Here is a 21,761-nt window from a genome sequence, read left to right as displayed (position 1 = left end):
TCCGTTCATCTCGCGCGCAGACTAACAGAGCAACACCGAGATTGCTAAGCCCATTGGTGTGAACGGCGCACCGATCGCAAAACCGCTTAACTCCCCAGTTCCCGTTTTACCAGTTCGCAGAAGTAGGCAACACCGGTCGGCAGGATGGCGTCATTAAAGTCGTAACGGGGGTGATGCAGGAAATACTGGTCCTGCTCGGTGCCCCGGTCGTTACCCAGCAGAACATAGCAACTGGGGACCTGTTCAGCGATAAAGCTGAAGTCTTCACTGCCGGGCACCGGATCCGCATCGGAATTGACACCGGCCGCGGTGGCCCGTGCAGCCGCCAAAGCGATCTCGGTCGCCTCCGGATCGTTGATCACCGCTGGGTAACCGATATGGGCGTCCTGGTTCAGCGCCACCTCCGCCGTGGCCCCGAAGGCTTGAGCGGTGTGGCTGGCCAGGGTGGCCATCTGTTCGCCGATGCGCGCCCGGTCTGCCTGGTCAAAGGCGCGGAAGGTGCCCTCCAGAACGGCGTGGTCGGGAATCACATTGGTTGCTTCCCCCGCCTTGAGGATGGTGCAACTGACCACGGCGGGGCGGATCGGGTTCTGGCTGCGGCTGACCAGGCTTTGCAGCGCCACGACGATGTGCGCGGCCACCAGCACCGGGTCCACCGCCAGATGGGGCATGGCGCCGTGGCCCCCCTTACCCTGAACCCGAATGCGGAATCGGTCGGAGCTGGCCATCATCGGGCCGGGACGCAGGTGGATGTGCCCCTGTGGAATGCCGGGAAAGTTGTGCAGCGCGTAGGCGCGCTTCATGGGGTAGCGCTTAAGCAGGCCATCTTCGATCATCGCCTGTGCGCCGCCGTGGCCTTCTTCCGCAGGTTGGAAGATCAGCGCCACCTCACCCCGGAACTGACGGTTCTGACAGAGCTGTTCAGCGGCGGCCAGCAGAATGGTGGTGTGCCCATCATGGCCGCAGCCATGCATTTTGCCGGCGTGGCAGGAGACGTGCTCAAAGGTGTTCTCTTCGGTCATCGGCAGGCAGTCCATGTCCGCCCGCAGGCCAATGCGTTCGCCCGGACCCAACGCCCCGCGAATGATGGCGACCACACCGGTTTTTCCCAGCTCGGTATTGATCTTATCCACCCCGCAGCGCTGTAGATGTTCCGCCACGATCCGTTGGGTGCGGTGCTCCTCAAAACCCAGTTCCGGATGGCGGTGAAGGTCGCGGCGAAGGGCGGTGTAGTCGGTCATGAGCGCTCCTGATAGTGGGTAACCGGTTCAGTCGAACAGCATAAAAGCCGGGCGATGGCGCATCAAGACTGAGAATTTATGGGTTATTTCATCAGCTTGTTGTTGATCTGATCCAGCAGGCTCAGGCACTGCTGGCGCAGAGACTCCAGCGCCTCCCGATCCGGGTCCATGCTCTCGTAAAGACAGCGATGTGCGTCGAACAACGGGGCTTTGATTGCTCTTCCCGATTCGGTGAGTTCCACCAGTTTGACCCGTTCGTCCTGAGCCGTGCCCTTGCGTTCCAGCAGCCCTTTTGCTTCCAGGCGTTTGACGATGGGAGTGATGGTGCCGGGGTCGAGGCGCGTGCGCTGGGAGAGCGCCTTCAGTGGCACCCCTTCCTCCTGCCAAAGGGCCAACATCACCAGGAACTGTGGGTAGGTGAGGTCGAACGGCTCCAGCAGAGGGCGATAGAGCCGGATCACGGCGTTACTGGCGCTATAAAGCGCAAAGCAGAGCTGGTTGTCGAGAGTGGGCGTATTGCGTTGAGTCATGGGGCCTCCGTATCTGGCGCCAGTATAGCGGTTTGGTGCCCTTGCCCAAATATTTACTCAAAAAATGTTTGCGCGCAAACAAAATGGCGGGTAAGGTGAATTTACTTTGCGCACAAATAAAACTGCAGGAGTGAATTCATGTCCCTATATACCGCCACCGCTCAGGCCTCCGCCGGGCGAAACGGGCAGGCTCGCAGCGATGATGGGTTGCTGAACCTGGCCCTGACTTACCCCAAAGCATTGGGTGGGTCCGGTACCGGTACCAACCCCGAACAGCTTTTTGCCGCTGGCTATGCCGCCTGCTTCTCCAACGCCATTCTTTACGTGGCCAAAGAGCAGGGCATCGCTTTGGCCTCGGCGCCGGTTACAGCCCAGGTGAGTTTGTTGCCTCAGAAAGTGGGCTTTGCCCTGGGCGTCTCGCTGGCGGTGGAGCTGGCTTTGCCCCAAAGTGAAGCAGAAGCGTTGGTGATGGCCGCGCATCAGGTGTGCCCCTACTCCAATGCGGTACGAAACAACATTGACGTGGCGATCGAGATTAAGGGGGAAGCGCAATGAGCGTACAGGCAACCGGTTGGTCACTGATTCACTATCCCCAGGGCTTGCCCAATGCCGACAGCGTGCGGCTGGAGCAGAAAACCTTGCCGGAGCTGGAGACAGGGCAGCTTCTTATCCGAAACCAGTGGCTCTCTGTGGACCCCTATATGCGGGGTCGGATGATTCCCGTTAAAAGCTATGTGCCCCCTTTTCAACTGGGAGAGTGGATGGAGGGGGGCGCCGTTGGGGAGGTGATCGCTTCCAACCATCCCGATTTTCAGGTTGGGCAGACAGTGCTGCACATGTTGGGTTGGCGCGATCTGGCCCTGTCTGATGGCACTGGCGTCACGCCAGTGGATCCCCAACTGGCACCGGCGCAATCTTATCTTGGTGTGCTGGGACTGACCGGTCTGACCGCCTGGGTTGGGCTGAACCGCATTGGCGAAGTGAAGGCCGGAGATACCGTCTTTGTCTCCGGTGCAGCCGGCGCGGTCGGCACCATGGTTTGCCAACTGGCCAAACTGAAAGGGGCTCGGGTTATCGGTTCGGTGGGCTCACCGGAGAAAGCCGCTTATCTGACTGAAACCCTCGGCGTTGATGGGGTGGTTCAGTACAAGACCTGCGGTGATCTCAGTGCTGCCGTAGCGGCGCTGGCTCCGGAGGGGATCAGCCTCTATTTCGATAATGTCGGTGGTGACCACCTTGAGGCAGCACTGGCCAATATGCAGGAGAATGGCCAACTGGTGATCTGCGGCATGATCGACCTCTACAACAGTGATGGGCAGCGCCCCGGGCCCCGCAACCTGACCGAGGTAATTCGCCGTCGCCTGCGGATCCAGGGCTTTATCGCCTCAGACCATATGGCGGATTACGGTGCCTTTGTCCGTGAAGTGGGCCCGGCTCTGGCCAGTGGTCAGGTTCGCGCTGAGGAGACCGTGGTTGAGGGACTGGAGGAGGCCTTCGAGGCGTTCCTGGGGCTCTTCAGTGGTGCTAATACCGGCAAGATGCTGGTAAAGCTGTAACCCGCTTTCCTGTGAACATAAAGAGGGGCCCGACGGGCCCCCTTTGTTTGTCAGTCTTAAACCACCTCCTATGGAGGTGGTGATCGTTTCCTCGGGGCTCTGCCCGTAGAGTTGGGATTTCTAAATATTTTCGTGTGAACGAATAAGTAAAAGTGCCGCGAAATCAAATCCATTTTGATGTTATCCGCCGGTCTTTCACGGCGAATGCCGTCCCCCTTCGCCGACTCGCGGCGCCGAGCGGGAGCGACTGGGAATAAAGCCGAGGGCCAGGGAAGGCCCGAGTGGCCAGCCGAGCATGGGTGAACGCCGATAGGCGTGAACGCGGAGCCATGGAGGGCGGAGCCGGCTTTTTGGAAAGGGTATGGATAGCCTTTTCCAAAAACGAGTCTGGCCAGAGCTGAAATGGAAAGGAGAGGGAGCGAGGGGCTTTCGTCGCGCCGGAGGCATAGGGTAGTCCAGAGGGGCGTTAGCCCTTCTGGCGGCCGCCGGGCCGCTCCCGGCAAAGGGGGTAATGATACCTCTGAAGTCACATGCCTGTGGCATCCCCATAAACCAAAAAGCCCCCTTGAAGGGGGCTAATCAAAGCCACCTGCTATGCAGGTGGTTTTTTACTTATTCGTTGAATTCGGTTTCAACCAGAATCACTGTGCCCCGTCCTCTTGGGTCAGCGGCGCCCTGCCAGCCGTTTTCCTGGCGCTGGAGCACCTGCACATCTCCCAGATCCCAGTCCTGAACCACCAACTTGTAGCCCATCCGTTCCAGCTGTTTCTGATCCTCCGGTGCCAGTGAACCATAGGGCTCCTGACGGATCTCATTGGCGGGCCAGAGTTGGTGATGGAAGCGGGGCAGCGCTACCGCCTGCTCGGGTGTCATTCCCAGGTCATAGAGGTTGCTGATTACCTGGAACACCGAGGTGAAGATGGTGGAGCCTCCCGGGGTGCCGATCACCAGCTCGACCGTCTTGTCCTTTACCAGCAGGGAGGGGCTCATGGAGGAGAGCATCCGTTTGCCGGGGGCGATGGCATTGGCGTCACCGCCGACGACGCCAAAGGCGTTGGGCACGCCCGGCTTGGCGGAGAAGTCATCCATCTCGTTATTGAGCAGAAAGCCCGCTCCCTCAACGACCACACCAGAGCCGAACTCCAGGTTCAGGGTGGTGGTGTTGGAAACCGCATTACCCCAGGCGTCCACCACCGAGTAGTGGGTGGTCTGGTGGGACTCCAGTCCCGGCTGGACCGACAGGGTGGGGGAGAGGCTGTTGGGCTTGACCTCCTGGGCGCGCTTGGCCAGATACTGCGGGTCCAACAGACGCTCAACCGGAACCGGGTGGAAATCGGGATCGCCCAGGTACTCGGCGCGGTCGGCAAACACCCGCTTCTCAATCTCCGCTACCAGGTGAACGTACTGTGCCTCATTGGCGGACAGCCCGGCAAAATCCTTCAGGCGTTCTGCCTTCAGAGCCAGCAGCTGGGCGAGGGCGATCCCGCCGGAACTGGGGGGCGGTGCGGTGACCAGCGTGAACCCCTGCCAGGGAAACTGAATCGGCTGACGCCATTTGGCGCGGTAGTTGACCAGATCCTCCAGACTGATCAAGCCGCCGCTGTGCCCCATCTGCTCCACCAGAAGCTCTGCCGTCGTTCCCTGGTAGAAGTCGTCCGGTCCCTGCGTGGCGATCCGTTTCAGGGTGGCCGCCAGTTGCAGCTGGCGGAACGGTTTATCCGCTTCCATTGAGCCGAAGTACCGGGCAAAGTTGGTGCGCTCGCCAAAGTGACTCAGCCCGTCCTGCTTAATCTGATACAACGCCTCGCCCGGCACAAACCCCTGCTCCGCCAGTTGAATGGCGGGAGCCAGCAACTGGGCCCAGGGCAGTTGGCCAAAGCGCTGATGCGCCTCCCACATCCCCATCACCGAGCCCGGCACCCCAACCGCTTTGCTGCCCACCAGACTGAGGTCAGGGATCACCTCACCCTGCTCATCCAGGTAGAGGTCTCGATGGGCAAGGGCGGGCGCGGTTTCCCGGTAGTCGAGAAAGTAGGGATGGCCTTCGAACCAGAGGGTCATAAACCCGCCGCCACCCAGGTTGCCCGCTTCCGGATAGGTGACGGCCAGGGTGAAGGCGGTGGCGACGGCGGCGTCCACCGCATTGCCTCCTTGCGCCAGGATGGCAGCACCGGTTTCGGCGCCGTAGCGGTCCGGTGCGGCGATCGCCCCCTGGCCGGCGCTTGCCGGCAGGGTGATAAGCAGCAGAATCAGTGTCAGAAGGCGTCGTGCCAGCATGGGGTAACCCTCTCCTTGGGATGACAGCCTTTTAACTTAAAAGGGTTATCCGGACATGAAAAGGCACAAACGGAGGCAAATGAGCGAGTCCGCAGAACACCCTGCTGCGCAGAGGGTCAGAACCACTCACTCATCACTACGTGGGTGACGATCTTGGTGATGGCTGGATTGGCTTCAATGCTCTCCCGGATCTGGTGAAGCCGCTGCATCGACTCTGCCCGTACCAGCACCAGCAGGTCGATCTCGCCGGTGATGCCATGGCAACTCTGCACCTCCGGGATCTGCTTCAGCTTGTCCGCCAGGTTTTTGCACTGCTTCTGGTTATGGCGGATCTCGAAATAGGCACTGACGTCCGTTCGGGCGCTGGGGCGGAGCAGCACTCGATAGCCGCGGATCACACCGCTCTGTTCCAGCCGTTTAATCCGTTCCGATACGGAGGAGCGGGAGAGATTAACCTGCTGTGCGATGGCAGAGATGGGCTGACGGGCGTTCTGGCGCAGGGCGGTGATGATCGCCTGGTCAAATTTATCGAGGTCCTGTGAGTTCATCCATGAGATCCGGTTGGGGGCGGATGCCGACGATCCGTCGGCCAATGGCGACGACCTGTTGGCCGTCCTGTGCGTACACTAACGCATCGGTGTTTTATGGCCAAGGAACTGCAATGACCACCCTGAATCCCTCCATTACCCGCTGGCAAGGCGTCGGCCTGCTGGCCACCGCTCTGTTGGGCACCAGTGTCTTTATTCTGCCCCAATTGACGGTGTCGATGGCGGGCGCCGGAGCCCTCTGGGCCTGGGGGTTGCTGATCCTGGCCATGCTGCCCATCACTCTGGTGTTTGCTCAACTGGGACGACGCTTTCCCAATGCCGGTGGCCCGGCCTATTTTGTCGCCAAAGCGTTTGGAGAGCGGGCAGGAGCCAGTGTCGGACTGGTGTTCCTGTTTGCTGCCCCTGTGGGGTTGCCCGCAGCGATGATGATGACCTTTGAGTTTGTGCATAGCCTGGTGCCGCTGGGGACGTTGGGCACTCTGCTGGCGCAGTTGGGGGTGCTGGCGGCGATGGTGCTGCTGAACCTCAAAGGGGTGCAGCTGTCGGGTCGGCTGCAGTTCGGGCTGACCCTGGTGATTTTGGCAGTGATGGTGGGGATTGCCGTGGTGTTGTTTGGCACCACAGAGGGCTCGTTTAAACCTCTGGCCGGGCCCTGGTCCTGGGACCCGATGCTGGCCGCCGCGGGCGTGGCGATCTGGAGTTATCTTGGTGTGGAGGCGATGAGCCACCTCTCCGCCGAATTCAAGTCACCTGAGCGGGACTTTGTGCCCGCCATGCTCTGGGCCACTCTGCTGGTGGGGGTGATCTACCTGTGCGGCACCGTGCTGATCCTGATGATGCCGGGGGAGAGCCGTCTGATGATGGTGGATCTGTTTAACGCTGCGGTCGGGGGCGGTGGCGCCTGGGTCATCGGGCTGTTGGGGATCCTGGCGGGCATCGCCACCATGAATACCTATCTGAATGCGATGTCCCGGTTGATCTGGAGCCTCAGCCAGCAGGGCTATCTTCCCGCCTCGCTGGAGTCGTTGAACCGCTACCGGGTGCCGCAGCGGGCGTTGCTCAGCCTGGCCACCCTGTTGGCCCTCTCCCTGATGGTGGCGCACTGGGCGGCATTGGATTTTGATCGGCTGCTGCCCTGGGTAAACGGCCTGTTTGTGGTGGTCTATCTGCTCTCCATGGCGGCCGGTTATCGCCTGTTGTCCCGCCGCTACCGCGCTCTGGCTATGACAGGCGCGGCCCTGACCGCCCTGCTGGGGTTCGCTCTGGGGCCCGCGCTGCTGTATGGCATTGGGGCCATCGTGCTGGTGCTGGGCTGGATAGCCTGGCTGCAGCGGCGGGCCTTGTCCCGCCCTCGCCAGCGAACCTGACGTCCTCTCAGTCCGCCAGATCCGGCTCGAAGAAACGCCAGACCACCTGGGGGAAGGCGGCCTTAAAGGCCGCTTCCACCTCGTTGATCTGACCCACCAGCGCTGCGGCGTCCCCCTGAGCGTTCATCTTGAGTTTTACCGCCACCATCACGTCTGCGCCCAGTTGCAGGGTCAGAAGATTGAACACCTTATCCACCCCCGGCTGGGACTCCAGAAAGGCCACCATCTCCGCCTTAATGCGGGGCTCCACTCCCTGACCGATGATCAGGGATTTAATCTCAATGCCGATAAAGAGGGCGATCAGCACCAAAAGAACACCGATGCTGATGCTGCCGTAGGCGTCCCAGGTGGGATCGCCGGTGATCATGGTCATCGCCACAAAGAAGAGCGCGAGTACCAGACCCAGAAGCGCCGCCAGGTCCTCACCAAAGATCACCAGCAGGGCACTGCTGCGCGTCTCCCGGAACCAGCGCCAGAAACTGCGCCCATAGCGCTCCTTATTCACCTCCTGGATGCAGCCGCGCAGAGAGAGGCCCTCGGCGATGATGGCAAACACCAATACCGCAATGGCGATCCAGGGACTGTTAAGGGGATGAGGGTCCATCAATTTGTGCCAGCCTTCATACAGGGAGTAGAGCCCCCCCATACTGAACAGCATGATGGCGACGATGAATGACCAGAAGTAGATGGTTTTGCCATAGCCCAGGGGGTGCTCCGGCGAAGGGGGACGGCGTGCGGTCTTAAGCCCCAGCAACAGCAGCAATTGGTTGCCGGTATCCGCAAAGGAGTGAATCGCTTCCGCCATCATGGAGCCCGAATGGGTCACCAATGCCGCCACCAGTTTGGCGATGGCGATGGAGAGGTTGGCCGCGAGGGCATAAAGAATGGAACGCAACGGGTTGGCGGCACTGGCCATAAGCTGACTCCGTCCTGTTGAGGCTTGCGAGCTTATAGGTCTAGGCGGTGATCCCGCTGAAAGCCATCGCCAGTCGGGAGAAAAAGCCCGATAATGGCGCAAATTTTCCGAGGTTCGTTTTCCATGCGTCTAGATAAATACCTGTGCAGTTGCACCGATCTCACTCGCTCCACGGCGAAAAAACTGCTGCACAAAGGGGAAGTACAGTGCAATGGCGAAGTCGTAAAGGACCCGGGATTTAAGGTAACCGATGAAACTCGGGTGGTGCTGGAAGGGGTACCGCTGGGACCGGTGGCCACCCGCTACATCATGTTGCATAAACCCGCGGAGTTTCTCTGCTCCAATGTGGATGAACTCTACCCCTCGGTGTTGAACCTGATTGAGTTGCCCAAACGGGAAGCGCTGCGCATCGCCGGTCGCCTCGATGTGGACACCACGGGCCTGCTGCTGCTCAGCGAAGATGGGCAGTGGTGTCACCAGATCACCTCTCCTCGACGTCAGTGCAGCAAGCGCTACCGGGCCTGGCTGGCTGAACCTCTTGTGGGGGACGCCGAGCAGCGCTTCGCCGAAGGGGTGCAACTGCATAACGAAGATGGGCTGACCCGTCCGGCGGAACTGGTGCGGATCTCCGATACCGAAGTGCTGCTGACCATCGAAGAGGGCAAGTACCATCAGGTGAAGCGGATGTTTGCCGCCTTAGGCAACAAGGTGGTGGCCCTGCACCGCGAAGCCATCGGCGCCATCGAGCTGGATGAGACGCTGGAAGCGGGTGAGTGGCGCATGCTGACCGAGGCGGAAGTGCAGTCCGTGCGTAACGGCTGACGGTTCGAACCGGCATCGCTGCGGGGTAGGTCACGGCGTCGACGGTGACCATCCACTATCATCCCATCGTTTTTGAACCGCTTTATCTATCAACCATTTAGTTGATGTCAAGGTGGTTTTTTTACTTGTCATAAGGAATGACCATGAAACTACCCCGCATCCTTCTCGGCCTGGCCGCCGCGCTTACCCTGGCCGGTTGTGCCAGCACCAGCAACGAGCCGGTGGAGGCCGCGAACGACCCGAAAGCCATCGTCGACGCCACGAACCCCGAGGTGATTGTTGAACTGGCCCGCGGCTTTGGTTCGGCCAATCTTGAGGTTGATAGCGAAGGCGATCCCATGATCGTGGGGCGCATCAACGGCACCCAGTACGTCATCTATTTCTACGGTTGTGAAGAGGGCCAATCCTGCCGCGAAATTCAGTTTGCTGCCGCATGGGCCGATGCCGAAATGGATAAAGATGGTGTCAACCTCTGGAACGAGGAAACCCGTTACGGCAAAGCCTATATCGACTTCGAAGGTGACCCGGTGCTGGAGTTCACCGTTAACCTGTTTGAGGGTGTGACTCGCGCGAACCTGGAAGACACCATCGACTGGTGGAAGGTGGCGCTCACCGCTTTTGAAGAGCGACTGTAAGCTCAGCAATACCGAGGGGCGTCGAACGGCGCCCCAAAAGAAAATTCTGAGTTGGGGTTGAATGGTGGTCGGACAGGTTTCACAATGGCCATGGAGTGCAGTTAACTCATTTTATTCAACTTTAACTTGACCAAGGAGCCGGTCATGACCCTCATCCGTGCCCTGGCCGCCACAGCCCTGTTGGCGACCGCCCCTGTATTGTCCGCACCTCTGGTGGACGCCACCGACCCGTCTGAAATCGTCAATCTGGCTCGGGGCTTTGGCTCTGCCAACCTGGATACCGACGGCGAAGGGGACCCGATGATCATTGGCCGAATCAACGGCACCAAGTACGCCGTGTACTTCTACGGCTGCGATGATGGCCGCCGTTGTCGTGAGATCCAGTTCACTGCCGCCTGGTCCGGCAGCGACGTGACCATGTCAGAGATCAACGAGTGGAACGTCACCACTCGCTACGGTAAGGCGTACCTGGACGAAGACGGCGATCCCAACATCGAGATGACCGTGAACCTCTACAAAGGGGTTAGCCGGGAAAACCTGGAAGACACCATCGATTGGTGGAAGCTGGCGATGGAGACGTTCGAAGAAAACATGCTTTGAACCGTTTCGCATCATGACAACGGGGCCGACTGGCCCCGTTGTCATTTCTGGCGGGGAGCCATTGATCCGTCTACCTTTTCTTCAGGTCACTGAAGGAGAATCTGTTCATGGCAACGGTCCGCTACTCCCCCCTATGCGCCGCGTCCATACTGCTGGCGCTGTCCTCTGTCGCTTCCGCTTCCGAAGCTCCCACGCTGCCCAAAGCCACCATTGCGGCTTGTGAGGGTATGAAAGCGGGTGACAACTGCACCATCGTTGGCCCCACCGGCATTGAGACCGGTGGTCTCTGTCAGCATCACCCCAAGACGGAGCAGCTTTTCTGTCAACCGGAGGGGATGCCGGAGAGCATCATTCTGGAGAAGCCGAAGCAGGGGCAGGAAACGCCGCCGGATCCTAACCAATAGGCCGCATTAACCGGCCCTGAAGTTGGGTTTGTGCCAGTGCGCCCTCCGGGCCATAGCCTTGCTCCAGCCAGTCGAATCGCCCATCCGACGTCAGGGTTAACACTGAACTGCTGCGGGTGCCGTAAAGGGGGCTCTGGATAAAGATGGGGCCCAGCAGGCGTTCCCACTCCAGGCCGATGCCGGTATCCGGCAGATCGGCATCAGCGGGTTGCAGCCGATCTCGCAGATAAGCCAGAGCGTCGGTCGATGCCACGGCGGGTGCCATCAGGGATTTGATCCGGTTCAGCTTGGGCCAGGGGGTATCCAACGAGGCGTTACTGAGCCCGTACCGGCCCGGCTCAAGAAGGCGCGACTCAACACTGCGGTTGGAGCCAAACACCAGCTGGTCGCCATAGCCGAGCAGCAGGTTCACGCCGCTGTAGTCTTCAGGCGACCACTGTTGAAAGAACGCCCGGGGCGTCAGGTCGCTCAACAGGAACTCGGTAATTAACTCCCCTCTGGAACGTGGGCCGGGCGGTGTGCCCGGCTCACGAACATTGGTGAGCGCCGCCCAGGCTCCCCGCTCCGATAACCCCAACCAGGTACCTCCAGCCTGCAGATCGCGGCCTGCCCACAGGCCGTTATCCCAGCGATGCAGCGGCTCGGTGGGCCGGGCATAGAACTCGTCCCGGTTGGCCCACAGCCGCAGAGGGGTGGAGGAGCCGGGGCGCCAGTCAAAGGCGATCAGGCACATTCAGGGGCCGTCAGGTAAGCCGAGAGCTGCTCCCGCAGCGCATCGGGAATGGCGCACTTGCCACCGGCCCGGGCGTCAAACGCCACGATCTCCGCTTCGCCCAATGTGGTGACGGTTTGCTGCTGCTGGCTGAATACCGCGTACTCCATGGTCAGCCGGTCTTCCGCCAGGCGGGTGATCCGCGCTCCCACCAGCAGGGAATCGGGAAAGGTCACCGGGCGGCGGTAGCGGGCACGGGTTTCGCTGAGCACCGGGGCAATGCCCGCTTGCTTGAGCGATTCCATCAGACCCAACTGCTGGAAAAACGCGATACGCGCCGTCTCGAAGTAGCGGAAATAGACCACGTTATTGACGTGCTGAAGGGCATCCATCTCCCCCCAGGCCACGGTGATGGGGGTATGGAAGGGGTAGGCTTGCTGAAACGACTCCATGTTCAAACACCTGTTTAGATTTGGTGCTTCAGCGTAGCAGGGCGGTTGATTGAGGACAACCGCCCCGAAAAAGGTCTCAGAAAGGCTAACTGGCCAGGAGTTTGCGGCGATCTTTCGCCTCTGCTTTATGCTGACGGATCTTATTCAGGTTTTTCAAAGACCACCGAAGTCGATGGTAGTGGATCACCCGTTGGGCTTTCTTGGAGTTGCGGCGCCTGGCCGCATTCTTCATCTGCTGAAAGTAGATATACAGGGTGCGCCGTTTCCGAAGCTTGCTGAAAAATGCGGCCCGATCAATCCGGCCTGCGGCAAATTCCAGGCAGACCGATTTCAGCATATTGAGTTTTAACAATGACTCCGGAACGGAGTGGCCTATGCCAGGCATTGGCATCAGATCGAGCTGAAGTTGGTGCTCAAAGCGCCGCACATGGCGCCTGTCCAATTCATACAGTGGGTCATAAAGAATGGTGAGGGGAACCCGGCAGTGGATGCTGTCGTTCATCGGCCCAAGCCAGTCCAGTCCGCGTTCGGCAGTTCGTGACCGGGCCTTGGTATCCCACTCAACAATCCGGGGATCCGTGCTGGTTGCCGGTGCAAACAACATGGCGTGGTCCAGCCCCAGTTGGTTGCCGTAGGCTGCAACGCCGAAACCGCCCATGCTGTAGCCGTATCCAAGCCGCTTGGGGAAGGGGGCCAACCAGCCTCTCAACTGATCGCAAAAGTCAGACAGTGCTTCGGACTGGTACCAGTTTTCTTCGTCAATTGACGCAAAAGCCACGACGTTGATGCCGTTTTTTTTCCAGAAGTCGTAGGACCAGGGAGAGTGCCCTGCGGCGATCTCAGAGTGGCTCAGAGAGCTTGCCGCACAGGCAAACGAAACGATCACCGGTTGGCTGAAGTCGGTGATGAAGTATTTGACGACAACATTGTCGACGATCGTGACCACCTCTTGGTGTAACTCAAACACAGCTAACTACCACCATTGACTCATTACAGACTGCGATTTTAAGTCCGGGGCCAGGAGATGATCAGTACCAGGCTCAGTTTTCGGATTAATGATTCCAGAAGTTGAAGGTTACTCACAAAAAAAAGCGGGCTCAGGAGGGGGATTCCGGCATCTCACTCCAGCCGCTGTCCATGATGATGCCACTCATATGGCGCAGGACATGGCCGCAGTTGTCGCAGCGGAATTCATGCTCGGAGAAGCCACCGTCTACGGTGCTCGCTTCGTGATAGGCCACCTCATGAAGTTGCTCATGGGGCTGGTCATTCTGATTTTTCAGCAGGCTTTGGCACTTTTGGCAAAGGGGTTGGCGCATAACAATACTCCCAAGGGTGGTGGCCTTGGGAGTAAGTATAGGAGGTGAGGATTAGCGCTGTTTCAGACGGGCTTTGACCGCCTGACGCAGGCGCAACTGACGCTCGGCGCTGGACTGGTCTGCGCCACGGTTGGTGCGGCTCTTGCGGTCACGGTAGGTGGCTTTGTTGTGCAGCTTATCCACCAGTTGCTCCCGCTGTTTGGCCTCGTAACCGGGCTGCTCAATACGGCGAATCCGTTGGCCGATCAGTCGCTCAATCTGCAGTGCGGTCAGTTCATCCTCCCGCCCAACCAGAGAGACGGCGTGACCCTGCAGACCGGCGCGGCCGGTTCGGCCGATGCGGTGCACATAGTCTTCCGCCAGGAACGGCAGGTCGAAGTTGACGACATGGGGCAGCCCCTGGATATCCAGGCCACGGGCCGCCACATCGGTGGCCACCAGCACCCGCAGGGCGCCCTCTTTGAACTCCTTGAGCGCCCGACGGCGGTTGCCCTGGCTGCGATCACCATGGCATACGCCGGTGGAGAGGCCGTCTCGGTTGAGCTCCTCGGCGATGGCGTCGGCGTGCTCCTTGTAGTTCACAAACACCAGCACCTGTTGCCAGTTCTTGCGCCCGATCAGTTCCGACAGCAGTTCGATCTTGCGATCCTCATCCACCGGGTAGAACACGTGCGCCACGGTATCCGCAGTGCGGTTCTCTTCACCCACTGCCACGATCTTGGGCTTTTTCAGCAGTTCCGCCGCCAACTGCTTCATCTTGGGCGGGTAGGTGGCGGAAAACAGCATCGATTGGTGGGGCAGCTTGATCTGGGCGCGGATCCGCTCGATGTCGCCGATAAAGCCCATATCCAGCATCCGGTCCGCTTCGTCCAGCACCAGGTATTCCACCTTGGCCAGACTCACCATGTTCATCTCCATCAACTCCTGAAGACGACCCGGCGTGGCCACCAGAATATCGACACCCGCTTCCAGCGCCTTGGCCTGGCTGGTCATCTTGACGCCACCGTACGCTACCGCAGAGGTGAGCGGCAGGAACTGGTGGTACAGGGCGACGTTGTCTGCCACCTGCTGGGCCAGTTCACGGGTGGGGGCCAGGATCAGACCACGGACATGGCGACGGCTGCGCGGCTGGGGATGATCCACCATGCTCTGGATCATCGGCAGCGCAAAGGCGGCGGTTTTACCGGTGCCGGTCTGGGCGTTGGCCAGGATGTCGTGCCCTTTACGGGCCAGGGGGATCGCCTTCTGCTGGATGGGGGTCATCTTCTGATAACCGCACTGCGTCAGCGCCTGAACGATCTCGGGGCAAAAGCCCTGTGAGGCGAAACTCATGAGTTGGGTAACCTTGGAAAAAATCTTTGCAGATTATAAGGGATCCGCGGGGCCGGGGCACCTTAACCGGCGCGCATCGCCAGCACTTCGGTGAGATCGATGGGGTCGGGGTAGCGGATAAATCCCGTCTCCTTCCGGTCCACCGCGTAGACCGACATCCGGTCCGCCAGTTCGTTGCCTTCGATCCCGGCATGACCGGGCACATGGCCCAGGGTGATGCTGCCCTTTAGCGTCTGCCACAGCGCGAAAGCGGTCTGGATCAGCGCCAGGTTTTTGATCGGGTCGCCTTTGCGGGTCCAGCCGTTGGCGGCCCACCCTTCGGCCCATCGGCTGACGCAGTTGATGGCGTACTGGGAATCGCAGAGTACGGTCACGGAGGCGCCCTGCTGCTGCCCCTGTTGAGCCAGTCTGAGGGCTTCGATCAGGCCGTTCAGTTCGGCGGTGTTGTTGGTGCCCTGCGGGTTATAGAGCCCATACCACAGCTCGGCGATCTGCCCTTTACGGTAGAGGGCCAGACCGGTGCCCGCCTGCCCGGGGTTGGGATCGCAGGCGCCGTCAGCGTAAATCACCCAGTCGCTGTCGGGGAACGGCATCGGCTCCGGGCGCGTGGCAGGGCGCTTTGCGGTTGCGGGTTTGGCCGGGGTTTTCCCCGCCGCCAGCGCACGCTGGTAGCCCATTTTCAGGGCGGCCTGCGCCTCCGCTTCGGTGGCGTAGCCCTTGTATTTGGCCCCGGCAACGCCACTGACCGCCGCCTGGGTGCTGGGCCAGTCGGTGAAGATGCCGGTCTGGCGCCCTTGCCATACCACGTAAAAATGTTTCTTGGCCACGCTGGCGTTTCCTGTGCAATTGCCGTGGCACGATGATACGGCAAAAGCGATTCAGATCGAAAAAGCTGAGCCGGTTTCTTCCCCGTTACCGTTTTACTCCAACAGAAGCGCCAATGAAGGCGATATCGGTTAATGGAAAAGGACTCTTCTCATGCGTCACCTGGCCTGGGGCCCCGCGAGACGGCTGGCCCGTTCAGCACCTCATACGCCGCTTTGGGCTGGCGCGGTGCTGATGATCTCTGCGCCGTTGGCCTTTGCTGCCGTTGCCCCTGAAACCACCGGGCAGGGTTGGGGCATCGGGCTGCCGGTGCTGGCGCTGACTGTGCTGCTGATGTGGTGTCGCAATCTTCAGCTTAAGCGCCAGGGCGCCATGATGACCCAACTGCTGGACCACACCCCGACGCCGCTGATGGTGCTGGATGCCATGGGGCGTATCCAGGGCTGGAATCAGGCCGCTGCCCGGTTGTTCGGCTGGTCCGCTGAGCAGGTGATGAATGAGCCGATGGCGACGTTGCTGTTTGCTGAGGTGGATCAGCGTCCGCTCGGGCGGATCCTCTCCCGCTTGTTGAAGGAGGGCACCAGCTTGTCGCTGGAGCAACCCAATCACACTCAGGAGGGGCGCCTGCTGGTGTGCCAGTGGCAGTTTCAAGTATTGGCGGGACAATCCGGTGGTCAGCCGCTGATTCTGGCGACCGTCAACGACATCACCCAGCAGAAAGCGTCAGAACTGAACTGGGCCCGCCTCGCCTCTACCGACCCCCTGACCGGTCTGGCCAATCGCCGTCATTTCCAAAGCCACTGCAGCGAGGCGTTAACGCGTAGCCGGGAGAACGGCACTCCTCTGACCCTGCTCTACCTCGATCTGGATGACTTCAAACGGGTCAATGACCGTTATGGTCATGAAGCGGGAGATGCGGTGCTGGCGCAGGTGGCCAAGCGTTTGCAAAGTTGCATGCGAACCCAGGATCTTCTGGCCCGCATCGGCGGTGATGAGTTCGTGGTGGTATTGGAGAGCACCGATTTTGAGCAGGCCGAGTTGCTGGCACAGCGGATTGAAGAAGCGATGTCGCAACCGATGTCACTGCCCAAAGGGGACAACGTACGCCAGGGAATGAGCATTGGCGTGGCCAGCTATCCCCAGGATGGCAGCGATGCGGAGGCCCTGGTCAACTCGGCTGACCGACAGATGTATCAGGCCAAACAGAGCAAAGTGGTGGCGCTGGTTCAGGTCAACTGAGCCTTAGCGCAGCCCCAGACTGATCACCGCCGATTCAGTGGCCCAGTTGTACCCCGCGCCAATCACCAGGTGCTGTCCCAGATTCAGCCTCAACCCCAGTTCCGCACCCCAGGTGTAATCCTTATCTTCGGTCCAGACCGGACCACAATCAGTGCACAGCGGTGTAATGCCGTTGGTGTATCGGGTTTCGGTCATGTGGTAGGTGGCGCCACCGTAGAGGTAGATTGACTGGGTCAGGCCGTAGCTCAGCCCGAACCGCCCCAGATACTGGGAGACTTTGCCCTGTTCCGGTTCCGGCAGATCCAGCCGTTCACTCGGGCCCCAGGCAAAGCCCGCATAGTAGCCCCAGGCCGGGTAGGCCGGATCGTAGTGCGTGGGCGCCAGTGTCACGCCCCAGAGCGCTTGTTCCGCAGCAATATAGTCCAGGGTCAGAGCAGCATGAGAGGCCGCTTTGGGGCCGGCTGTACCTGGTTGCGCAGCAGGAAACTGAGCCAACGCCGGAGCGCAAAACAGCAGGGGAAACAGGGCGATAGTCAGGCGCATTGATTGGGCCAAAGTAGATTAAGTGTGCAGATTCTGACTTTCTGGCTGTTTACGCTCAAAGCGGAGAAGCGGAACTGCCGACACGATCACAGCGTGCGCCCAAAGCCGTATGGAGGTGGCGGGGGTTCAGCTTCGGTTTTGCCTGCATCAGTTAGGCTGGCAGCGGACCGAGGGGCTGCAATACTTGAGATCAGATTAAGTGGGAGTGAACGGAATGCACTACCTCAAATTTTCTCTGATCTATCTCCTGGCCCTGCCCCAGTGCATCGGGTTACTGATGGGTGGAGAGGGTCTCTATCTTGGCCTGACGGCGATTCTGATTGTGCTGGTTGGCGGAGATGCTCTGCTTGGGGATGACACCTCAACCCCCCAATATCACCACCCCCAATGGCTGGACCGGATGCTCTACATGGCAGTGCTGCCGGTGGGACTTGTGGTGCTGTTTCAGATTTGGAGCCTCGCTTCGGGAGATCCTATCGGCATCGGTGCGGCGATTCAGAGCCTGACCGGCTACGATGCCGTGTCGGCAAAAGCAAACAACAGCGCGCAGCAAGTGATGATTAGCCTGGTGGGGAGCGGTCTGCTGGTGGCGGCGCTAGGCACCATCGTAGCTCATGAACTGGTCCATCGAACCTGGGATCCCCTGGCGCTGTTTATCGGTCGTCTGCTGCTGGCGTTCTCCTGGGACACCGCCTTCGCCATCGAGCACGTGTATGGCCACCATCGTTATGTGGCGACGCCGGAGGACCCCGCTTCAGCACCTCGGGGGCGTACCGTTTATCGCCATATCTGGCTGTCGACCCTGAGGGGCAATCGCAGCGCCTGGCAGATTGAGGCCCGGCGTCTGGCGCTTCAACGCCAGCCGCTGTGGAGCCACCACAACCGCTTTCTGACCGGTCAGTGCTACTCCCTGGCCCTGACCCTGCTGGCATTCTGGATTGGCGGTATGGCGGGGGGGCTGGGCTTCCTTGCCTGTGCGGGAATCGCCAAATGCTTTCTCGAGATCGTTAATTACATGGAACACTATGGGTTGGTGCGGGCACACAACTGCCAGGTTCAGCCCCGTCACAGCTGGAACAGCAACCGACGAATCTCCAGTTGGGCCAGCTTTAACCTGACTCGCCACTCCCACCATCATGCTACGGCGCAGAGACCTTTTCAGGCGCTGGAGCCGATGCCCGAAGCCCCGACCATGCCTTCAGGCTACCTTTCCACGATACTCCTTACCCTCGTGCCCCCTTTGTGGTTCCGCTTGATGGCACCACGGTTGGCTCATTGGGACGCGCACTTCGCCAGTGAGGAGGAGCGGGCGCTGCTCACTCAGAAGTGACGCTGTTTTTTAATCGGAAACAGAGGGGATAGGGTACACTGCGAGCCTGAATAAAAGGCTGCCATACCGGCGGTCTGCCAACGCCCGATACCATGAGATCCCTGCTTCGAGTTCTTCCCTTTGCATTGCTCACCCTGCTGGTGGCCTGCAGCACCGCGCCTTCGCCTGTCGAGTCCGCCTCTCACCAAGCACCCCAGCGGGATGAGCAGGCGTTTGAAGCCCTGATCCAGCAGTTCTCCGCCCAGGTGAAAGCGCAGTGGGGGGAGGGGGATTACCTGGAAGCGGGCAAGCACGATTACGTAAAGTACATCGACGGTTTTCGTACCCGGGCCCACATCAACTTCGATGAGGGCAAGATCTGGGTCAGCACCCTGGCTCAGAATCAGCCTAGGGAAAAGCTGAAACAGGCGATCGTGGAAACCCTGTTGATGCCGGCCGATCCCAGTTCTGTGCATATGTTCAGCGATGAACGGGTGGAGCTTAAGGGCAAGCCCTTCCTGCTGGGCCAGGTGGTGGATCAGGACAACCAGCCCATCGAATGGGCATGGCGGGCCAACCGTTTTGCTGAGCACCTGATCGCCACCGAATTGAAGGAGGAGAGCCGGGCTCGGGGGCGCACCTACTACGTTGAGATCGACATGGTGGCCAACCACCTGAGTCAGCGGGAGTACCAGTATGCGCCTCTGATCCGGGCTGCGGCGCAGCGTTACAACCTGCCGGAGGATCTGCTCTACGCCATCATCAAAACCGAGAGCAGCTTCAACCCCTACGCCGTCAGTCATGCCGGGGCGTATGGGCTGATGCAGGTGATCCCCAAAACCGCCGGCGCCGACGTGTTTCGTCTGGTGAAGGGGCGTAACGACATCCCAACTCAGGCGTACCTGTTTAATCCCGCCAACAATATCGACACCGGCGCGGCCTACTTCCATCTGCTAAAAACCCGCTATCTGCGGGAGGTGCGTCATCCCACCACGCTGCACTACGCCATGATCTCCGCCTATAACGGCGGTACTGGCGGGGTGCTGGCCACGTTCGACCGGGACCGCAAACGGGCGATGCGGGATCTGAACAGCCTGCAGCCGAACCAGGTCTATTGGGCATTGACCAACCGTCACCCCAAGGCCGAGGCGCGCCGTTACCTGCAAAAGGTGCTGGCGTTCCAGCAGGCCTTTAACGAGGGGCAGCTTTAGGGCTGGATCTGGCCCTGCTCCAGCGCCAGCAGCCAGGCTTTGCGATTCAGCCCCCCGGCATAGCCGGTCAGTGAACCGTTTTTACCGATCACCCGATGGCAGGGGATAAGAATGGCGATGGGGTTGGCGCCGTTGGCTGCGCCGACCGCCCGGACCGCCTTGGGGTTGCCCATTCGGTCCGCCTGCTCGGCATAGGAACGGGTTTCGCCGTAGGGAATGGCGCACAGCGCTTGCCAGGCGGCCTGGCGAAACGGTGTGCCAGTGGGGGCGAGGGGCAGATCAAAGGCCTGTCGATGACCCGTAAAGTACTCCTTCAACTGGGCCCGCGCCCGCTGAGTCAGGGCACTTTCCGGCAGGGATGAGGGCGTGGTGTCGTCAACAAATTGCACCGCCTGGATCGCGCGCTCATCCGCCATAATCGCCAGCGGCCCCAGCGGGGTCTCCATCAGGCTCAGGTATTGAAAGCTCATAGCAGGTTCCACAGTTGAAAAGTCAGGTAGCTGCGCCAGGGCGCAGCCTGCTCCGGGTCCAGATCCAAACCTCTCTGGACCAAAGCCTTTTTGACCCCGAGATCGCTGCCCAGAAACACATCGGGCTCCGACAATCCCCGCAACCGCACATAGTCGACGGTCCAGGGGCCGATACCCTTTAGGGCCAGCCAGGAGGTGGGGTCGGTCTGCTCCCCCTGCTCCGCAATGTGAGCGGCAAACCGGCGCAGAGTCTGGCGACGGCTGTCCGGCATCCGCAGAGATTCCAGTGAGGAGGCCGCCAGAGTCTCTGCAGTGGGAAACTGGCGCAACTCCCCATCATGTTCACCATGCTCATGCACCAGTTGTTGCACCAGGTTATGGGCTGCAGCCACGCTGACCTGTTGCCCTAATATCGCCCGGACACCCGCCTCAAACGGGCGCCAGATCCCCGGCAGCCGCAGGCCCGGAGTCAGGTGTTCCGCCAGTCCGGGCAGGGAGGTCAGGTGGGCGTCGATGGTGGCGATCTCCGCGTCCAGATCCAACACTCGCCGGATCTGCCGGATGATAGGCAGCAGTGGTACCGAACGCGCCATCTGCAACTGCACCTGGAATCCGTGCTTCTGTGGCTGATGCACTGCGGTAAAACGGCCTCGGATGCCGTCCGCGGTGATCAGGGTACGGCCATAGTGGTCGGTGCCGACCCACTCCAGTCCCGGGATCCGCCGTAACGCCAGAAAGTCGCGCAGGGGCTGCCAGGCGTAGGGGGGACGATAGCTGAGAAACAGGGAAAGCCCCTCCTGAGGATCTCCACTGGCGCGGCGGATCTGGCTCGGCGTGAGTTGCAACTGACGGGCAAAACAGTCGTTAAAGCGTCGCACACTGCCAAAACCCGCGGCCGCGGCCACCTCTGCCATCGGCAGTGCGGTATCGTGCAGCAGCTGCTTGGCCAGCATCAGTTGCTGATGAAGCGCATAGTGCTTGGCGCTGGTGCCAAGGCGGGATTGGAACAACTTGTTGAGGTAGCGGGAGGAGATCCCGAGCCGCGCCGCCAGGGCCGGGATGTTGCCATCCACCAGTGCGCCCTCGTCGATCAGACGGATCGACCGCTCCAGCGTCGTGTCGGTGCCGCGCCAGGCCCAGGAGCCGGGGGCACTGTCCGGGCGGCAGCGCAGACAGGGACGATAACCGGCATTGGCCGCCGCAATGGCGCTGTCGAAGTAGGTGACGTTCTCCTCTTTCGGAGGCGTTGCGGGGCAGATCGGGCGGCAATAGATCCCGGTGGTACGCACCGCCACGAAAAAGCGACCGTCAAAGCGGGGGTCCCGGGCCAGCCGGGCTTGTCGGTATTGGTCGTGTTCCATGGCGAAGATTCCGGGTCAGTGATGGCGCCAGTGTAACCTGCCCACGCCATCGGATTCGCCATTTTCGGAACTCAATGCTGACAGAGCCCGGT

General features: G+C 60.5%; 24 protein-coding genes. 10 read left to right on the top strand and 14 right to left on the bottom strand.

Going from position 1 to position 21,761, the window contains the following annotated elements:
• Positions 1–86 precede the first annotated feature (86 nt).
• Positions 87–1,241 carry a M20 aminoacylase family protein gene (locus KUV52_RS03490; RefSeq protein ID WP_222524529.1) on the bottom strand — a complete coding sequence of 385 codons (1,155 nt, stop codon included), beginning with the start codon at positions 1,239–1,241 and terminating at the stop codon, positions 87–89.
• Positions 1,242–1,324: 83 nt separating this feature from the next.
• The gene (locus KUV52_RS03485; RefSeq protein WP_222524528.1) at positions 1,325–1,771 is read right to left on the bottom strand and encodes a MarR family winged helix-turn-helix transcriptional regulator; all 447 of its coding nucleotides are present in this window, start codon (positions 1,769–1,771) and stop codon (positions 1,325–1,327) included.
• A gap of 138 nt (positions 1,772–1,909) precedes the next feature.
• Here KUV52_RS03485 and KUV52_RS03480 point away from each other — a divergent pair, with 138 nt between their 5' ends.
• Both KUV52_RS03480 and KUV52_RS03475 read left to right on the top strand, forming a co-directional pair.
• Positions 1,910–2,326, top strand: a complete 417-nt coding sequence (locus KUV52_RS03480; protein WP_222524527.1) for an organic hydroperoxide resistance protein — start codon at positions 1,910–1,912, stop codon at positions 2,324–2,326.
• Positions 2,323–3,327, top strand: a complete 1,005-nt coding sequence (locus KUV52_RS03475) for an NADP-dependent oxidoreductase (protein WP_222524526.1) — start codon at positions 2,323–2,325, stop codon at positions 3,325–3,327. The genes KUV52_RS03480 and KUV52_RS03475 overlap by 4 nt, the downstream gene beginning before the upstream one ends.
• A 612-nt stretch (positions 3,328–3,939) precedes the next feature.
• On the opposite strand, the gene ggt is transcribed toward KUV52_RS03475, so the two are convergent.
• Positions 3,940–5,604 (bottom strand): gamma-glutamyltransferase, encoded by a 1,665-nt coding sequence (ggt, locus tag KUV52_RS03470; protein ID WP_222524525.1) that lies wholly within the window; start codon positions 5,602–5,604, stop codon positions 3,940–3,942.
• A gap of 116 nt (positions 5,605–5,720) precedes the next feature.
• Positions 5,721–6,152, bottom strand: a complete 432-nt coding sequence (locus tag KUV52_RS03465; RefSeq protein WP_222524524.1) for an Lrp/AsnC family transcriptional regulator — start codon at positions 6,150–6,152, stop codon at positions 5,721–5,723.
• Positions 6,153–6,265: 113 nt separating this feature from the next.
• Here KUV52_RS03465 and yjeH point away from each other — a divergent pair, with 113 nt between their 5' ends.
• Complete coding sequence (gene yjeH, locus KUV52_RS03460; protein WP_222524523.1) at positions 6,266–7,519, top strand: L-methionine/branched-chain amino acid transporter; 1,254 nt, start codon at positions 6,266–6,268, stop codon at positions 7,517–7,519.
• Between the two features lie 7 nt (positions 7,520–7,526).
• Here yjeH and KUV52_RS03455 read toward each other — a convergent pair whose 3' ends face one another.
• Complete coding sequence (locus tag KUV52_RS03455) at positions 7,527–8,435, bottom strand: cation diffusion facilitator family transporter (RefSeq protein WP_222524522.1); 909 nt, start codon at positions 8,433–8,435, stop codon at positions 7,527–7,529.
• 123 nt (positions 8,436–8,558) lie between these two features.
• On the opposite strand from KUV52_RS03455, the gene KUV52_RS03450 reads away from it, so the two are divergent.
• The 4 genes from KUV52_RS03450 to KUV52_RS03435 all read left to right on the top strand — a co-directional run bounded on the left by KUV52_RS03450 (position 8,559) and on the right by KUV52_RS03435 (position 10,896).
• Positions 8,559–9,257, top strand: a complete 699-nt coding sequence (locus KUV52_RS03450; protein WP_222524521.1) for a pseudouridine synthase — start codon at positions 8,559–8,561, stop codon at positions 9,255–9,257.
• Positions 9,258–9,400: 143 nt separating this feature from the next.
• On the top strand, positions 9,401–9,892 hold the full coding sequence (locus tag KUV52_RS03445) for a YbjN domain-containing protein (RefSeq protein ID WP_222524520.1): 492 nt from the start codon (positions 9,401–9,403) through the stop codon (positions 9,890–9,892).
• A 144-nt stretch (positions 9,893–10,036) separates the two neighbouring features.
• A complete protein-coding gene (locus KUV52_RS03440) occupies positions 10,037–10,492 on the top strand; it encodes a YbjN domain-containing protein (RefSeq protein WP_222524519.1) in 456 nt (151 codons plus the stop codon).
• A gap of 107 nt (positions 10,493–10,599) precedes the next feature.
• Positions 10,600–10,896: a hypothetical protein gene (locus KUV52_RS03435; protein ID WP_222524518.1), complete on the top strand. Its 297-nt coding sequence runs from the start codon at positions 10,600–10,602 to the stop codon at positions 10,894–10,896.
• On the opposite strand, the gene KUV52_RS03430 is transcribed toward KUV52_RS03435, so the two are convergent.
• The 6 genes from KUV52_RS03430 to KUV52_RS03405 form a co-directional block, all read right to left on the bottom strand.
• Complete coding sequence (locus KUV52_RS03430; RefSeq protein ID WP_222524517.1) at positions 10,886–11,629, bottom strand: NRDE family protein; 744 nt, start codon at positions 11,627–11,629, stop codon at positions 10,886–10,888. The two genes, KUV52_RS03435 and KUV52_RS03430, sit on opposite strands and share 11 nt — an antisense overlap.
• Positions 11,620–12,060, bottom strand: a complete 441-nt coding sequence (locus tag KUV52_RS03425) for an acyl-CoA thioesterase (protein ID WP_222524516.1) — start codon at positions 12,058–12,060, stop codon at positions 11,620–11,622. The genes KUV52_RS03430 and KUV52_RS03425 overlap by 10 nt, the downstream gene beginning before the upstream one ends.
• 85 nt (positions 12,061–12,145) lie before the next feature.
• Entirely contained in the window at positions 12,146–13,027 is an 882-nt protein-coding gene (locus tag KUV52_RS03420) for a hypothetical protein (RefSeq protein WP_222524515.1), read from the bottom strand.
• A 130-nt stretch (positions 13,028–13,157) separates the two neighbouring features.
• On the bottom strand, positions 13,158–13,379 hold the full coding sequence (locus tag KUV52_RS03415; RefSeq protein WP_222524514.1) for a hypothetical protein: 222 nt from the start codon (positions 13,377–13,379) through the stop codon (positions 13,158–13,160).
• Between the two features lie 51 nt (positions 13,380–13,430).
• Positions 13,431–14,711 carry a DEAD/DEAH box helicase gene (locus tag KUV52_RS03410; protein WP_222524513.1) on the bottom strand — a complete coding sequence of 427 codons (1,281 nt, stop codon included), beginning with the start codon at positions 14,709–14,711 and terminating at the stop codon, positions 13,431–13,433.
• Between the two features lie 62 nt (positions 14,712–14,773).
• Complete coding sequence (locus KUV52_RS03405) at positions 14,774–15,538, bottom strand: ribonuclease H family protein (RefSeq protein WP_222524512.1); 765 nt, start codon at positions 15,536–15,538, stop codon at positions 14,774–14,776.
• A gap of 151 nt (positions 15,539–15,689) precedes the next feature.
• Between KUV52_RS03405 and KUV52_RS03400 the strand changes: the two genes are divergently transcribed.
• Complete coding sequence (locus KUV52_RS03400; RefSeq protein ID WP_222524511.1) at positions 15,690–16,775, top strand: GGDEF domain-containing protein; 1,086 nt, start codon at positions 15,690–15,692, stop codon at positions 16,773–16,775.
• Positions 16,776–16,778: 3 nt separating this feature from the next.
• On the opposite strand, the gene KUV52_RS03395 is transcribed toward KUV52_RS03400, so the two are convergent.
• Entirely contained in the window at positions 16,779–17,318 is a 540-nt protein-coding gene (locus tag KUV52_RS03395; RefSeq protein ID WP_222524510.1) for a porin family protein, read from the bottom strand.
• Between the two features lie 214 nt (positions 17,319–17,532).
• Between KUV52_RS03395 and KUV52_RS03390 the strand changes: the two genes are divergently transcribed.
• Both KUV52_RS03390 and mltC read left to right on the top strand, forming a co-directional pair.
• Positions 17,533–18,648: an alkane 1-monooxygenase gene (locus tag KUV52_RS03390; RefSeq protein WP_222524509.1), complete on the top strand. Its 1,116-nt coding sequence runs from the start codon at positions 17,533–17,535 to the stop codon at positions 18,646–18,648.
• A 92-nt stretch (positions 18,649–18,740) separates the two neighbouring features.
• Positions 18,741–19,838 (top strand): membrane-bound lytic murein transglycosylase MltC, encoded by a 1,098-nt coding sequence (mltC, locus tag KUV52_RS03385; protein WP_222524508.1) that lies wholly within the window; start codon positions 18,741–18,743, stop codon positions 19,836–19,838.
• Here mltC and KUV52_RS03380 read toward each other — a convergent pair.
• Positions 19,835–20,308, bottom strand: a complete 474-nt coding sequence (locus KUV52_RS03380; protein ID WP_222524507.1) for a methylated-DNA--[protein]-cysteine S-methyltransferase — start codon at positions 20,306–20,308, stop codon at positions 19,835–19,837. The genes mltC and KUV52_RS03380 overlap by 4 nt on opposite strands.
• A complete protein-coding gene (locus KUV52_RS03375; protein WP_222524506.1) occupies positions 20,305–21,669 on the bottom strand; it encodes an AlkA N-terminal domain-containing protein in 1,365 nt (454 codons plus the stop codon). Before KUV52_RS03375 ends, KUV52_RS03380 begins: the two co-directional genes overlap by 4 nt.
• Between the last annotated feature and the right edge of the window lie 92 nt (positions 21,670–21,761).

The organism is Ferrimonas balearica, assembly GCF_019802055.1.
Lineage (GTDB): Bacteria > Pseudomonadota > Gammaproteobacteria > Enterobacterales > Shewanellaceae > Ferrimonas > Ferrimonas balearica_A.
The sequence above is the reverse complement of the archived record's forward strand: the minus strand, read 5'-3'. Positions and strand labels throughout refer to the sequence as shown.